Below are 15,872 nucleotides of genomic sequence, written 5' to 3'. Positions count from 1 at the left end.
AAAAAATCTATAAATAATTCAATTCATCTCTTGATTTTTACTTAGAATGTATAGTTTAAATCAAGAGACGAATTGCTATCTTTTTTACTCACAAAAATAATTTAATTATGTGTAAAGTGAGTTCATGATAGAGGAAGCAATTGCTTTAGCCATAAGAGGAGGAACAGCATTTCCTACTTGTGTATATTGTGGCACTTCTTGTTTTCTTTTATCTCCTCCAGTAGTTCTTTTTCCCAAAAATTCAAAACTATCATCAAAAGACTGAAGTCTAGCCATTTCTCTAACTGTCAAAATTCTATTTTCAAAAGGATGAATAAAATCATCTGGTAAAGTAACCATTGTAGGGGCTTGACCAAGAGAATCAAGACGTTTCCTACTATTTTTCTTTGTAAACAGAGCTTCTAAAATATCATCAGTCAATCCAGAGCCACTTATGCATGCGTTAGAAAGCTGGCTTAAGCTAATTTTACAATTTAACCTACTATGACACATATTAAGAAATTTTTGTGTAGTTTCTTCACTAGAATTTATACGATTTTTTAGTTTGGAAAAATATATGTGATATATTTCTTCTTTTGGTTTAGCCATAAATAAAATACTTAGAACTTTATTAGTATCACCCAGCCATCTTTCTTTTTTTGAATTTTCAAGTGAAATTTCAAGTTCTTGTAAGATATCTTCAATTATTAACATGTTGGATGACTTATTAACGTTAAAAAGAGTCTCAAAAAAAAGTTCTGGATAGTCGTTTAGTAAATCCAATCCTGTTTGCTTTAATCTTTCACTAGCTATCCGGGTCGATTCTCCTTGATTGTATATAGAGAATCGCTGAATTACACTTTTGGTGTGAGTTGACAATTCTTGATTGTTTATTCTAGTTGCTGAAATATAATTACCAATGGTATTTGGCGTTCTACCGAATTTAGACTGTCTTGCATATTCAGATCTATAGTTGTTCATGATGCCAGATAAGGCTTCTTTCACAGTAACTTTTTGGTTGATTTTTGTCGGATATTTAGGCTCTTTCATGCCTTCACGCCAAGCTAAGAATACGGCTCTTTTTCGATTTTGCGGAACTCCATAATCTGAAGCATTTAGAAGTTTAGGCTCTAACATATTGTATCCTAAACCTTTTAGTTCAGTTTCTAAAATGTCTTTAGCTAATCTTTGTCCTTCATAGATTTTGTTTTTGGATAAAACACTCGGAAAATCTAACATTTGCATATCCATAAAACCTTCAACATTTTCCATAACAACATATTTTGGATAAACATCGTGAATAATTCTTAAGTACTCGTGAAATAGCATGTTTCTAGGATCACTAGAATCTCTTTTACCAGCTCTACTAAAACCTTGACATGGCGGACCTCCAAATGTTACATCAATATCACCACGTTTAAAGTTCATGTTTTTATATTTTTTCAGTTTGTTTATTTCTTTAAATATATTGTCACCAGTTAATTGTCTTATATCGGCTAACTCGAAATGAGTATTCTCACCTTCAATAAGACCAAGTTGTTGGTGTCGGTTTTTATATGTTGTCATGACTTCAGAACTTTTATCGCTAGAAAAAACAATATCAAAGCCAGCCTGAATGATTCCTTCGCTAAAACCCCCAGCACCACAAAATAAATCTATAACATACGGCATAATATCTCCCCTTATCATTTAAGTATTATAACTTATAATTATCAAAAAAGTAACTAGGTAGTCGGAATACGGAACGTACGTTCTAATTATAACTTTTTTCTTGTATAATTCAATAAATTTATTGTCAGCATTTTTAAAAGTATTATTCTTATGTATGGTTAGTAAGATGAAAGCTGTTCCATTAGAAACGTACAATTTCACAAAACAAAAATAACTTTTCAGAGGATGGATCATCTCCATCCTCTTTTATAACATACGCAATCTATTCCAAATCCATTTTCCTAATCTCAAACCCAGTCTCAACCTTCTCAGCCCTAACCATCTCCATCACCAATTCATCCCCCAACTCAATCAACCGATTATAATCCTCATAAAAAGCATGAAACATCTGCGCCCGCGCATAATACTCCTTCACAATCCGTTTCTTATTAATCGGCCCAGACCGAAACTGAAAAAAATGATCCAAAATCGCCAAAGGCTCCTGCCAAGAAGCCATCTTTTCCATAAAATCCCGCAACTCAATAATATCCTGATACGTAACCGCCTTTAAATTCTGTCCTTGTTTATCCATTCTCCTGATCTACTTCAAATAAGGCGGAGAAAAGCCGATAAGCGCCAAACGAAACCAAGCCCAAATCCAACTTCTCCCACCAATTTTTTCACTAAATTTCTGGATTCAGTGACCGTTCTATCTGCACATTGACGAGGCAAACCCATAACCCAGCGCTACAAACGACTTTCAAAGCCTTGCTGTATTCATAACGCCTTCTCCCAGAGTAAAACAAAAAACGATACCGAACCTGTCAATACCGTCATCAATCAGCCAAACCAACCCCACAATTCACTCCTAAACCACCCTTAATCCCAAGAAATTAACAAAACCAACTAGAATTTCAAAAGAAAATTAGGTACAATAAAGAAGCTAGTGCTTCGGTGCTAGCAAATTGGCAACTTGTATAGATTGGCTCTTAACTTTCTATGCAAGGCTTCATCGTTCGGTTGCCGCCAAACGGTGAAGTGCCTTTTTGTTTTATCCAGTTTTTCATCGATTCTTAAAACGTCCCTCCCTTCAAACGTACTCGTAGGACAGAAAAAAACGGCATTGAGCAGATGCCCAATACCGTCGACAATAGCCTAATTCCATATACACAACAACCAATCACACCCAGAAAAAGCAAAGATTCGCTAGAAATCTCACCCTATTTTAGGTACAATAAAGAAGCTAGTACATGTTGCTAGCACTATTGGCAACTTGTTTGGACTTGCTCTTAAAGTCTTAACAAGGCTTCGATCGTAAGGTTGCCGCCGAACGATTGAAGTGCCAATTTTTATTTATCTTTTTGAACAGAGGTTGGGGAGAAAACGTCTAGCTCCGAGAACCAAGTAGGTACTGTGCAACATCAACTTATTTTTCGTTGTGTTTTACAGCAATAAGAGGGAATTCACGAAAAATGTTCTTCAATTTTTTGTGAATTTCAGCTTATTTCCGAAGGAGCTGTTTTTGTACCACCGTTTATCCCAATCTCGATTCTTATTTCTATCCTACACATTTTATTATACCGAAAGACACCACCCACCGCAACGAAATTCGGCATTTCCACCCATTAAATAACACCAAAAACAGCGCCCTTATATATAAGATAAAATAACAAAAAAACTTTTTCCTCTTCAACCAATATTCACCCAAAAAAGCCCGAACTCCAGCTATGAGAAAAAACTAATGTTCCAACCCGATATCTTTGAATTATTTATTTAGCCATACTATAGTAAAAGTATAGGAGGTAAGATATAAATGAATAAAGTGTACAAAATTTCCCTGAATTATTTAGCCGTTTTGATGTTGGTAATTGCCAACTTGTTACCCGCCGCCATTGTGTTTGCCTAAGGACTGACCAAACCAGAAGAGAATATCTTCAACTCAGAATCCTTATATATCAAAGCTGACACCAAGAAAAATGAAACGAACAACAAATTAATCGACGTAAACTACGAAGTAACGAACAAAAGGGATCAACCAATCGATCACGTAGTTCTAAAACAAAAGAACCAAAAGGACACACCAGTAAAATTCGACGCAGCAACCTTAAAAAGCGAAGACAAACTGGTGGCGCCCGACGATCAATCGATCCAGTTTGACCAAAAAGAAAACCAAGATGAGGGGACAGAACTAACCATCACCACGATCCAACCTCATACCACGAAACATCTGACAATCAGTGCCGAGCAAACAGACGAATCAATCCAGCAGTTTGCTGTTGAAATAAATCAGGCAGATGAAAAAGTGGGAGTTATCACCCTAACACTGCCAGAAAGCGAACAAGAAACGAGCAGTACATCACTGCAAGAAAAAGAAGCTGACACAGAAGTAGCAGAATCTCAATCAGAAGAGCCAACAACTGCTGCACCAGAAGACTCAGCAGCAACGACCTCAAAAGAAAACAATCAAGCCGCACCGAGAGCCCAAGCAATCGGACCAAGAATTGCGCCAACGCCAGGCCGCGGCTTTGATAAACCAATTTATAAAAGCATCCACAAAGGAGAATTATTCTCTACAGGAAATACCAACTTAACCCCTGTAAACGAAGCGACAGCGAGCGCTTTTTTGAATACCAGAGCCCCAAGTAGTGGTCAAGCAATCAATAATTTTCAGTTGAAATTTGCGGATGTCGATGGCGATCCAACGACCTATAACTCAAGTAAAGCCTACATCGATTTAGATGGTGCCAAAGAAGTCGCATGGGCAGGCTTATTTTGGAGTGCATCCCGTTTTAAAGGCCCAGCTACAGCGACGAATATGACCGATGATGAAATCAGCGCCCCCGTTCAATTAACCACGCCAAATGGAACAGTAACCCGTGTTGCGCCACAAAAATATCATCGAATTGACCAAGACACTACCAATCCTGGGCAAGGTTTCGGGTTTAATAATACGGGCTTTTCTAACTTTGCAGATGTGACCTCGATTCTTCAAGGAGATAAAAGTGCGACTGGCGCGTACACATTAGCAGATATTCCGATGACCGATTTCCTACAAGGCAAATTTCAAAGTTTCAACTTCAGTGGTTGGAGTTTATTTATCGTGACCAAAGACCAAGCCAAACGATCCCGTGCCTTCAATGTCTATTATGGCGCTAGAGGGAACAAAGCTGGAACCAACAATGAATTTGTCATGAAAGACTTTTTAACCTCTAAACAAGGAAAATTAAACCCAATCGTGACGTGGTTTACCGTTCAAGGCGATAAATTTTTCACAGGTGACAATGCCCAAATCCAAAATAGTGCAGGAACTTGGGTCAATATCAGCAATACAATCAACCCAGTCGGTAATGTCATGAACGGAACCGTTTCAGATAACGATCAACACATGGTGGATAAATATCCGGGTCAATTTAATCCTGGCTTTCCAAACTTTTTAGATATCGATGTCGATCGTTTGACCTTACCAGAAGGGATTATCACTAACAGTCAGAAACAAATTAACTTTAAAACAACCAGTAGCGGTGATGATTATTCAACCAACGCGATCGGTTTTTCAATCAATGCGGAAACACCCGAACTTGAAGTCACCAAAGAAATTATAAATCCAAAAGAAACGTATAAAATCGGGGATACCGTAACCTATCGTGTCCATCTCAAAAATACCAAAGAAAACACAGAAGCGGTCAACAGTCTTTCTAAAGACCAATTAGATAGCCGTTTAGATTATGTACCCGACAGCTTATCCATCGTAAGTGGTCCAAATGCTGGCAATAAAACAGATGCCACAGGCGATGACCAAGGGGAATACACAGCAACCGATCGTGCAATCACGTTTCGTGTAGGAGAGGGCGCCAACGGCACACAAGGCGGTAGCTACAAAGGAACGATCGCGGAAACAGTCTACGAATTTCAAGCAAAAATCAATGATACAGCCAAAGGAGAAGAACTGATTCCAAATAGTGCCACATTCCAAGGGGTAGATTCTGCCACAAATACGATGATCGAGAACACATCCAATATCGTAGAGGTAAAAATCGCCCCAGAAGAACTGGTCGGCAAACTAGAAAGCTCAAAATCCGTCAACAATCAATCGCCAAAAATCGGCGACGAAATAGAATACACGATTCAATTCAAAAACACCGTACCAAAGGGTATTTTAAACCAAGTAACCGTGACCGATACCTTACCAAAAGGCTTAACGTATATTGAAGACAGCGTTACAAGTGCAGGGCCTGATCCAAAACCAACCACATTAACGGTTGTAAATGGTCAAGTAACCGCTGAATACCCAAAAATCGCCGATACCGAAACCCGTACCATTTCCTTTAAAGTTCGTGTCGATGAAGAAGCAGTAATCGAACAACCGATCATCAATAAAGCAACGATCGATGATCACACGAATCCGCCAGATGAACCAGAAGTCCCAGTGACACCAATAGAAACACCAGGAGAATTAGAAAGTACCAAATCCGTCAACAATCAATCGCCGAAAATTGGGGATGAAGTCGAATATCGTTTGTCTTTTCGTAATAAAATTTCGAATGGTGTCTTAAATCAAGTCACAGTGACGGATACTTTACCAAAAGGCATGACCTATGTAGAAGGCAGCTTAACCAGCGAAGGCGCTGACCCGAAACCGACAAGTCTAACCATGACTGACGGCAAAGTCGTTGCAGAGTACCCAAAAATTCAAGATACAACAGTACGAACCATTGTCTTTAAAGTCAAAGTCAATGAAGAAGCTATTGTTGGACAAAAAATCGTAAACAAGATAACTGTAGATGACCATGTCAATCCGCCCGATGAACCAGAAATTCCAGTAACACCTGTTGAAACACCTGGACGCTTAGATGTCACCAAATCCGTCAATGATCAAGCACCAAAAATTGGTGACGAAGTCGAATACCGTATCACATTCCGAAATAAAATCACGAACGGTGTTTTAAACCAAGTTACCGTAACGGATACTTTGCCAAAAGGCGTAACCTATGTAGAAGGTAGCTTGACCAGTGAAGGAGACGATCCAAAGCCAACAAGCTTAACCATGGAAAATGGTCAATTGACTGCTGAATACGGAAAGATCAGTGACACCAAAATTCGTTCGATCATTTTCAAAGTCAAGGTCAACGATGAAGCAAAAATTGGCGAAGCAATCGTCAATAAAGCCAAAATTGATGATCACACCAATCCGCCCGATGAACCCGAAGTGCCGATCGTGCCAGTCATCACACCAGGCGAATTGGAAAGTAGCAAATCAGTGAATAATCAAGCACCGAAAATCGGTGACGAAATCGAGTATCGCATCACGTTCCGTAATAAAATCACAAACGGTGTCCTAAACCAAGTCACCGTGACTGATACCTTACCAAAAGGCTTGACCTATGTAGACGGAAGTTTGACCAGTGAAGGCGCTGATCCACAACCTACAAGCTTAACGATGGAAAATGGCCAACTTGTCGCTGAATATCCTGAAATCAAGGATACAACCATACGAACGATTAGTTTCAAAGTCACCGTAAATGCGGAAGCGGTAGTCGGACAACCGATCGTCAATCAAGCGAAAATTGATGATCATACGAATCCGCCTGACGAACCAGAAGTGCCCGTCACACCCGTTGTCACACCGGGACAATTAGACGTAACGAAATCAGTCAATCATCAAGCACCAAAAATCGGAGATGAAATCGAATATCGTATTAGTTTCCGTAACAAAGTCACAAATGGTGTAATTGATCAAGTCACTGTGACCGACACCTTACCAAAAGGGTTGACCTATGTAGAAGGTAGCCTAACCAGTGAAGGCGCTGATCCGATGCCAACAAGCTTGATCATGGAAAATGGCAAAATGACCGCTGAATACCCAAAAATCGACGACAATACCGTCCGCTCTGTTGTGTTCAAAGTCCGCGTGAACGAAGAAGCGGTAGTCGGACAACCAATCGTCAATCAAGCGATCATCGATGATCACACCAATCCACCAGATGAACCAGAAGTGCCCGTCACACCAGTCGAAACGCCCGGTGAATTAGAAAGCACTAAATCGGTAAATAACCAATCACCGAAAATTGGGGACGAAGTGGAATATCGCTTGTCTTTCCGTAATAAAATCACCAATGGCGTCTTGAATCAAGTGACGGTTACAGATAATTTACCAAAAGGCATGACCTATGTAGAAGGCAGCTTAACCAGCGAAGGTGCTGATCCGCAGCCAACAAGTTTAACGATGGCGAATGGTAAAGTCATTGCGGAATACCCAAAAATCCAAGACACAACAGTACGTACGATTGTCTTTAAAGTCAAAGTCAACGAAGAAGCCATCGTCGGGCAAAAAATCGTGAATAAAATCACCGTAGATGATCATGTCAATCCGCCCGATGAGCCTGAAATCCCAGTTGTCCCAGTCGAAACACCTGGACAATTGGACGTGACAAAATCAGTAAACAATCAAGCACCAAAAATCGGTGATGAGATCGAATACCGCATTACCTTCCGCAACAACGTTACAAATGGTGTCATAAACCAAGTCACCGTGACCGACACGCTACCAAAAGGCGTAACGTACGTAGAAGGCAGTCTGACAAGCGAAGGCGATGAACCCAAACCGACAAGTTTAACGGTGGAAAATGGCAAACTAGTCGCTGAATACCCAAAAATCAGTGACAACAAAACCCGTTCGATAGTCTTTAAAGTCAAAGTAAACGAAGAAGCAAAAGTCGGTGAACCAATCGTAAACAAAGCCAAAATCGACGATCACACCAATCCACCGAACGAACCAGAAGTACCTGTAACACCAGTCGAAACACCAGGAGAACTAGAAAGTACGAAAACGGTGAATAATCAATCACCAAAAATCGGAGATGAAATCGAATATCGAATTCATTTCAACAATAAAATCCCTAATGGTGTTTTAAACCAAGTTACGGTCACAGATACTCTACCAAAAGGAGTAACATATGTAGAAGGCAGCTTGACCAGTGAAGGCGCTGATCCCAAACCAACAAGCTTAACCATAACAAATGGCCAGTTGGTCGCAGAATACCCGAAAATCACCGACACTAACATTCGTTCGATCGTATTCAAAGTGACGGTCAACGAAGAAGCCGTTATCGGACAGCCGATCATCAATAAAGCCAAAATCGATGACCACACAAATCCGCCAGATGAACCAGAAGTCCCAGTGACACCAGTAGAAACCCCTGGCGAATTAGAAAGTACGAAAACAGTTAATAACCAAGCACCGAAAATTGGGGAAGAAATCGAATATCGAATCAATTTCAATAACAAAATAGCGAAAGGTGTTTTAAACCAAGTCACCGTCACCGATGTGTTACCAAAAGGCTTAACGTATGTGGAAGGTAGTTTAACCAGTGAGGGCGATGAGCCAAAACCGACAAGCTTAACCATGACAAATGGCAAACTAGTCGCAGAATACCCAACAATCAGCGATACCAAAACACGTTCCATTGTGTTCAAAGTGACGGTCAACGAAGAAGCCGTAGTTGGACAACCAATCATCAACAAAGCGAAAATCGATGACCACACAAATCCACCCGATGAGCCAGAAGTTCCCGTGACACCAGCGGAAATACCAGGGGAATTAGAAAGTACGAAAACAGTCAATAACCAAGCACCAAAAATCGGTGAAGAAATCGAATACCGTATCACGTTCCGTAACAAAATCACTAATGGTATTTTAAACCAAGTCACCGTCACGGATGCCCTACCAAAAGGCGTGACCTATGTAGAAAACAGTGTGAAAAGTGAGGGCGATGAGCCAAAACCGACAAGCTTAACGGTAAAAGACGGCAAACTAACCGCTGAATACCCAACAATCAGTGATACAAAAACCCGTTCCATCGTGTTCAAAGTGACGGTCAACGAAGAAGCAGTAGTTGGCCAACCCATCATCAATAAAGCGAAAATCGATGATCACACGAACCCACCAGACGAACCCGAAGTACCCGTAACACCAGAACAACCGCTAGGGAAACTAGAAAGCGAGAAAACAGTCAATAAAAAGACCGTTAAAATCGATGAAGAGCTTGAATATCGCATCAGTTTCCGCAATACAGTAGAAAATAGCCTGTTGAATCAAGTCACAGTCACAGACAATCTACCAAAAGAATTGACCTATGTAGAAAATAGCATAAAAACGGAAGGCGACGATCCGAAACCAACAAATTTAACGGTAAAAGACGGCAAAGTAATCGCTGAATATCCAACAATCAGCGACACGAATACCCGTACAATTATCTTCAAAGTTAAAATCAATAAGGAAGCCATTGCAGGACAACAAATCAAGAATATAGCGGTAGTGGATGACCACATCAATCCGCCAGACAAACCAGAAGTTCCTGTGGTACCAGAAAAAGAAGTTCCGAAAAAACCAGATCTTCCAGAGGCGGGAGAAGTATTATCGAACGCCGCGGTATTTATTGGGTTGGCAATGTTAGCAACGGTAATCTTGGCAAATGTGGAGCAAAAAAAGAAGAATAAAAATTAACCATTATCATTAACTTGGTGAAAAAGAGCAAGGAAGAACTTACTTTTAAGTTTGTCCTTGTTTTTTTTAGTAAAAATGAAATAGCCTCTTTTAAAAGAGGTTACATGGAAATAAATTCATTCTTTTGCTACCTATTCAAATAAAAAGGAAAAAATAAATGGAGTTGGGAAGGGTGTATTCCATACATATCAGAGAGGAATCCTGTTGGGAATGTTCTTTATACTGCTAGTAGCATTGTGTTTTTAGATTGATTATGTTTAAAGATGTCGATTGATTTTACATAAATAGAGAAAGAGGTCACATAGTGTGATTCGTCTAAAAATGAAAACTGGTTCAATTTTTTGGAATTATTTTTGTACATATTGCATAAATAAAATTTTAGTGATAGGATTAAATGACAAAAAGTCTGAGCTATTTTTAATGGCTCAGACACGTAATCTGAATGTGTATACCAACACCAAACAATTACTTTCTAGAAAATAATTACGATCCAATTCATTATTTACTCTCCCTCCATTCTAATTTCTATCATACATAGGGGACTCAGATAAAGACGTGAGATGTTGTGTATACGAGACGAAAGGGGACACGAATGGATATAGGTAGTACGATCGAGTTGATCAGGCAAAAGAAAAATATTCCAATTAAATCTTTAATTGGAGGAATTGTGTCACGAGCACATTATTATCGAATTGCAAATGGTCAATCAGATATGACGGTAACAAATTTTTTTAAGATTTTAGAACATTTGAATGTTTCATTAGAAGAGTTTCTATTTATAAAAAATAACTTTAAAATAGAAAGATTCAAAGCACTATTTACCGAAGTCCATCAGAGTTTCATTAAACAAGACCTAGAAAAACTTTTGTCGTTAAAAGAAAAATCAACAATCATCTATAAAAAAACAAATTTAGAACGTTACCAACATATTGCCCTAGTGATTCAATTATTGATTGATCGTTTAAAGGAAGACGGATATGATTCATTTGCAAAAGAGTATTTACAGGACTATTTAATGAATTTAAACATGTTTACCCATTATGATTTAGTCCTATACTCGAATAGTTTCTTTGCATTTTCTAAAGAATTAAATGAAGCGATTAGCGTTAGAATTTTAGATAATATAAAAAAATATGAACAATTGAAAGCATTTGAGTCTGATACTGTGAAAGTACTATCTAACATGATTTTTTATGAAATTGAGTTGAATGATTTTAAAAAAGTGAAAGAATATATTGGCTATATGAAACAAGTAGAGTTGAGTGAGCATTTGATTCTCGAGAAGGTTCTAAAAAAATTTTTTATGGGAGTGGATTGTCTATTGACAAAGAATATCATGCAAGGAAAAAAGCAAATGAAGGAAAGTATGACAATATTGAACATACTAGATAATAATCACTACTTTTTTTTAGAAAAAATCGAGGACCATTTATTGAACTATTTTAAGTTGTATTAAAAAAACTAATGAACAATGTTGTCTCAAATAAGAGACCTTTTAACGATGAACCCTATTAACGCACTATACTCAGCCTTGTAAGTTTTAATCATGCATTATTTGTTAAGCATTGATTGGTAGAAAGGTGGGGTTGTTTATATGTGGAAGTGGATCTGGACGATTATTCGTTGGGTTTTGCAAAGAGCGATTTGGGGTTGGTTTAAAAAATGGTTGGGTTGGTAGACCTTACTTTTTATAAATAAACCAACAAAAGTTTGAGGAGTAAGGATGAGAAAGAGTTTAATGAAAATGATGAAAAAGTGTTGTTGAACAAATGAACTTAACAAATACGAATGAAACTTATATCTTTTTCTGATTTAGCATATCAACTTTTTCTATCCTTTCTATTTCTGGAGCATCTAATTAAAAATAGAGAGGACATGATTTGGTGAGAGTTGAAAACATCACATACTACATAAGTGCGCAGAAAAAAATTGAACAATTTACATATGATATGGCTTCACATTCACTGACACTGATTGTTGGTAATAATGGAGCAGGCAAGTCCACATTATTAAAACTAATGGCAGGTATTTTAACGCCAGAATGCGGACAAATTTTCCAAACTGAGAAGGTCTCTTATGTTCCAGATTCTTCTGAAAATTATTTTAAAGGCGTAACCCCTTTATTCTATTTTAATTTTTTAAGATCAGAATTTCGAATTGAAAAAAATTTCTTCAATAGTCGGTTAGTAGAGCTTATGAGAAATTTTAATTTCTCTGAAAGGCTGATGACAAGCGAAATGGGTTCTTTGTCTTTAGGAGAAAAGAAAAAAGTGATGTTGATTGGCGCTTTTCTAAATGATCCTCAACTGTATTTAATGGATGAACCAACTTCTGGATTAGACCAAGAGTCCTTGAGCAATCTACTGCAAGAAATAGAAAAAGAGCGGCAAAAAGACAAAAAATTTATCATCATTAGTCATGAACATGCGGAACTTTTTCAACAAGTGGATGAGATGATTCAGTTGTAAATGAAAAGGAGGGAGCATTTTAATGATGGAGCTAAAAGAAAATCGCATCTTTTTGGAGCTATTGACTGTATTTTTTATACGACAAGGAATCTGGGCAAAAGAAAAGACAATGAAACTTACTAATTTAGTGCAACTGACCTATAGCTATTTTTTTGGCTCTTTCTTGATTTTTTTAGGGATGGTTTTGTTCAAATATGACATGACATTATTTTTAAAAGAATCATCAGCATTTTCGTCGGTTCGGTATTATGATTTACTTGTAATTAGTTTAGTAGTGATTCTTTTGATAGGGATTAGCTATGAGAATTATTTCTTCATCAAAACAAATACGCATCAAACATTAGCTATTTTTTTTAGGATGAATAATAAAAAGATTTTTTTTATTAATGCACTCAAAACGATGATCATTGTTTTACCAGTCATCACTTTTTTGTGTTTTTACTATACTCTTTGGCCTCTACTATATAGTTTCGCTATCTATAGTTTTAGTTATTTTGTACTTGTTGTTTATAGCATCAAACAGCAAAGAAGCCGCTTGAAAAATCGTAAAATGATTGCAGAAAACTGGCTTGTTAATGGAATTGTAGTGAAGATAGTCTACATTTTCAGATTGTTCACGTTATCATTTTTCTTTAAGGCTTTATTTTTACCTATTATCTCAATTCTTCTATTTGCACTTCTATTAAGTTATGGTTTTAATATTGCGCAGATAGCAGGTAGTTTAGAGGCTTTTATTGTCAGTTTTTTCTTGAGCGCAATTATTTTTAATGATAAAGGACTGGTCTATGGCTTTTTGGCGCTAATGACGGATAGTCACTATCTGAAAGGATTTCAATATAGTAGTAAACGCTTTTTAATACGTGGTTCATTAGTACTATATCTTGTTCAAACCATCCCAGCACTTATCCTGTTCGTATGGGTGACAAAACAATGGTTGACCGATAATTGGAGTTGGTTATTTATGGCTGGACTGGGATTATTAACTGGAAGTATTTTGTTGACACTGATTCATGCGGTGAAAGGTTTAAAGTTAAATGGGAAGTTTGATTATTCTAGTCAGTTAGAAGGATACACCATTCCACTTAAAGAAAATTTATTCTACTTTATACAAACATTGCCATTACTTGCTAGTGTGGCTCTTTTCAAAATAGTAAACGAGATTAATGGGGGAGAAATTATATTTTTGATTCTCTTTCTAATGACTCTGATAATCTATGGAAGCTATCTTATTAAGCAAATTCAATTTATCTATTCAATAACTTTGGGGGAAAATCAATGAGTATTTTATCAGTAAAAAATATTAAAAAATCGTATTCAATCAACGAAAAAGAAGAAGAAAAAGTTTTAGATGGAATCAATTTAGACGTTCACGATGGTGAGTTTTTAGCATTACTTGGACCATCAGGTTGTGGGAAATCAACATTACTTAACATTATTAGTGGGTTAGATACTGATTACGAAGGAGAAGTTCTCTATAAGGGAATGTCTCTAAAATTTTTGAATGACCATGAACTGACAGATTTTCGTAAAAATAATATCGGCTTTGTATTTCAAAACTTCAATTTGATTTCGCATATGAGTGTTTTGGAAAATGTCATGATTCCGATGTATCTTAATGGGAAAAGTCATTCAGAAAATAAGACAAAAGCCTTAGAGCTTTTAGATTCCGTAGACTTAAAGAAATATGCTGATAAAAATGTCAAAAATTTATCCGGCGGTCAAAAGCAACGAGTAGCAATTGCTCGTGCTCTTACAAATAATCCAGAATTAATTATTGCAGATGAACCAACAGGATCACTAGATTCAAAGTCACAAAACCGCATATTAGAAATTTTAGAAGGATTGACCCAGCAAGGAAAAACAGTGATCGTAGTAACGCACAATGAAGAAATCACAGAGCGTGTGGATACGGTCGTTAAATTAAGAGATGGGAAAATTGTGGAAGTGGAACAAAAGAGTGACCGAAGTTTTACTGAACCGAAGATACCAAAAAAGATAAGAAAGAACAGATTTAACTTTATTAGCATGTTAAAAATTGCTTTTTCCAATTTTATGCAACGAAAATGGCGAAATGTTATGATTTCTATTGCAACATCAATTGGTTTAACAGGTATTTTATTGTCCTTAGGTTTAGGGAATGGAATTGTGAAAATTATTGAACAAGATATGGAGGGGGGGAAAATTCCGTCCCAAATTCAAATTTCCCTGAATAATCAACAAAGTAGCGGTATTATTAACAAAAATGATCTGACCTATATCAAAAATAAAGTAGGGCAAGAGAAGATTAAATACTTTGAGACGCCATTTGGTATGAGAATGATTGAAGTAGAAGTAGAAGATGTTGGCAACGCAGATTACACGGATACAACACCAAATTATTCTCAAGTTGTTAGCTTATATGATAATACATCAATCAAAGTTCCTTCTAACACAAAAGACTCTATTTTGGCTGGAAAAGAATACCAAGATCCTAAAGAAGAGGGCATTACTTTAACTGAAAGCTTTCTTAAAGATTTCAATAAAATGAACAAAAAGAATCTTACCGCTGAAAGTATTATTGGAAAAAAATTAAAAGGGGTCATTGTTGAAAGTACAAGCGAAGGCGAAAAGACTGGAACATTTTCAACAAAAATTATTCGGATCGTTAAAGATGAAACCGAAGAAGAGAACTCTTATATGGCACCAGTCGAGATGAATCAGATTATTACTCGAAATAAATTCGAAAAAAATATTCCTTATTTCATTTTAGAGTTAAAAGAACCTTCAGAAAACAAACAAGTGATGGAGCAAATCAATAGTAATAAAAAGTACGTGGCGATTTCTCAGACAGCTGTAGTCGATATTATTATTAATTTTATTAAGATTATTCAGGGACTTTTGATTTTCATGTCAACACAAGCAGTCATTGTTTCAATCGTAATGATCGGAATTGTAATGTATATCAATGTTATTGAACGAACAAGAGAAATTGGCGTCATGAAAGCAATTGGGTATCGAAATCGTGATATCAACATGATTTTCACCTCGGAATCGGCATTTATTACTTTACTATCGCTATTATTAGCCACATTATTTGCCTCATTCATCGGATTTGGTATCAATGAAATTGTAGCGATGAAGGCCAAAGAGATTTCTAGTGTTTTTATGCTAGATATCGTAGCAGTTGGTGGAACGGTCATATTAGCTATTGTTATGTCCTTGTTTTCAGCAAGTGTTCCAATCATGAAAGTAGGAAAATTAGATCCGGCGACTTCCTTAAGGTATGAATAGAT

The 15,872-nt window shown here is 37.1% G+C and carries 6 protein-coding genes and 1 pseudogene; 5 read left to right on the top strand and 2 right to left on the bottom strand.

Translation table 11 applies throughout. The features are described from left to right. Positions 1 to 105 precede the first annotated feature (105 nt). The gene (locus BCR24_RS01575) at positions 106 to 1,650 is read right to left on the bottom strand and encodes a DNA cytosine methyltransferase (RefSeq protein ID WP_069638795.1); all 1,545 of its coding nucleotides are present in this window, start codon (positions 1,648 to 1,650) and stop codon (positions 106 to 108) included. A gap of 262 nt (positions 1,651 to 1,912) precedes the next feature. Then, the gene (locus BCR24_RS01565; protein WP_069638793.1) at positions 1,913 to 2,221 is read right to left on the bottom strand and encodes a hypothetical protein; all 309 of its coding nucleotides are present in this window, start codon (positions 2,219 to 2,221) and stop codon (positions 1,913 to 1,915) included. A gap of 1,416 nt (positions 2,222 to 3,637) precedes the next feature. On the opposite strand from BCR24_RS01565, the pseudogene BCR24_RS01560 reads away from it, so the two are divergent. The 5 genes and pseudogenes from BCR24_RS01560 to BCR24_RS01540 form a co-directional block, all read left to right on the top strand. Continuing rightward, a pseudogene (locus tag BCR24_RS01560) lies at positions 3,638 to 10,132 on the top strand (isopeptide-forming domain-containing fimbrial protein); the annotation flags it as partial. A gap of 592 nt (positions 10,133 to 10,724) precedes the next feature. Continuing rightward, complete coding sequence (locus tag BCR24_RS01555; RefSeq protein ID WP_069638792.1) at positions 10,725 to 11,588, top strand: helix-turn-helix domain-containing protein; 864 nt, start codon at positions 10,725 to 10,727, stop codon at positions 11,586 to 11,588. A 427-nt stretch (positions 11,589 to 12,015) separates the two neighbouring features. Beyond that, positions 12,016 to 12,600, top strand: a complete 585-nt coding sequence (locus BCR24_RS01550) for an ATP-binding cassette domain-containing protein (protein ID WP_157804612.1) — start codon at positions 12,016 to 12,018, stop codon at positions 12,598 to 12,600. A gap of 22 nt (positions 12,601 to 12,622) precedes the next feature. Further along, complete coding sequence (locus BCR24_RS01545) at positions 12,623 to 13,879, top strand: hypothetical protein (protein ID WP_069638790.1); 1,257 nt, start codon at positions 12,623 to 12,625, stop codon at positions 13,877 to 13,879. Then, on the top strand, positions 13,876 to 15,870 hold the full coding sequence (locus BCR24_RS01540) for an ATP-binding cassette domain-containing protein (RefSeq protein WP_069638789.1): 1,995 nt from the start codon (positions 13,876 to 13,878) through the stop codon (positions 15,868 to 15,870). The genes BCR24_RS01545 and BCR24_RS01540 overlap by 4 nt, the downstream gene beginning before the upstream one ends. Positions 15,871 to 15,872: the final 2 nt, after the last annotated feature.

Origin of the sequence: Enterococcus ureilyticus, from assembly GCF_001730315.1 — a bacterium.
GTDB lineage: Bacteria > Bacillota > Bacilli > Lactobacillales > Enterococcaceae > Enterococcus_L > Enterococcus_L ureilyticus.
The sequence above is the reverse complement of the archived record's forward strand: the minus strand, read 5'-3'. Positions and strand labels throughout refer to the sequence as shown.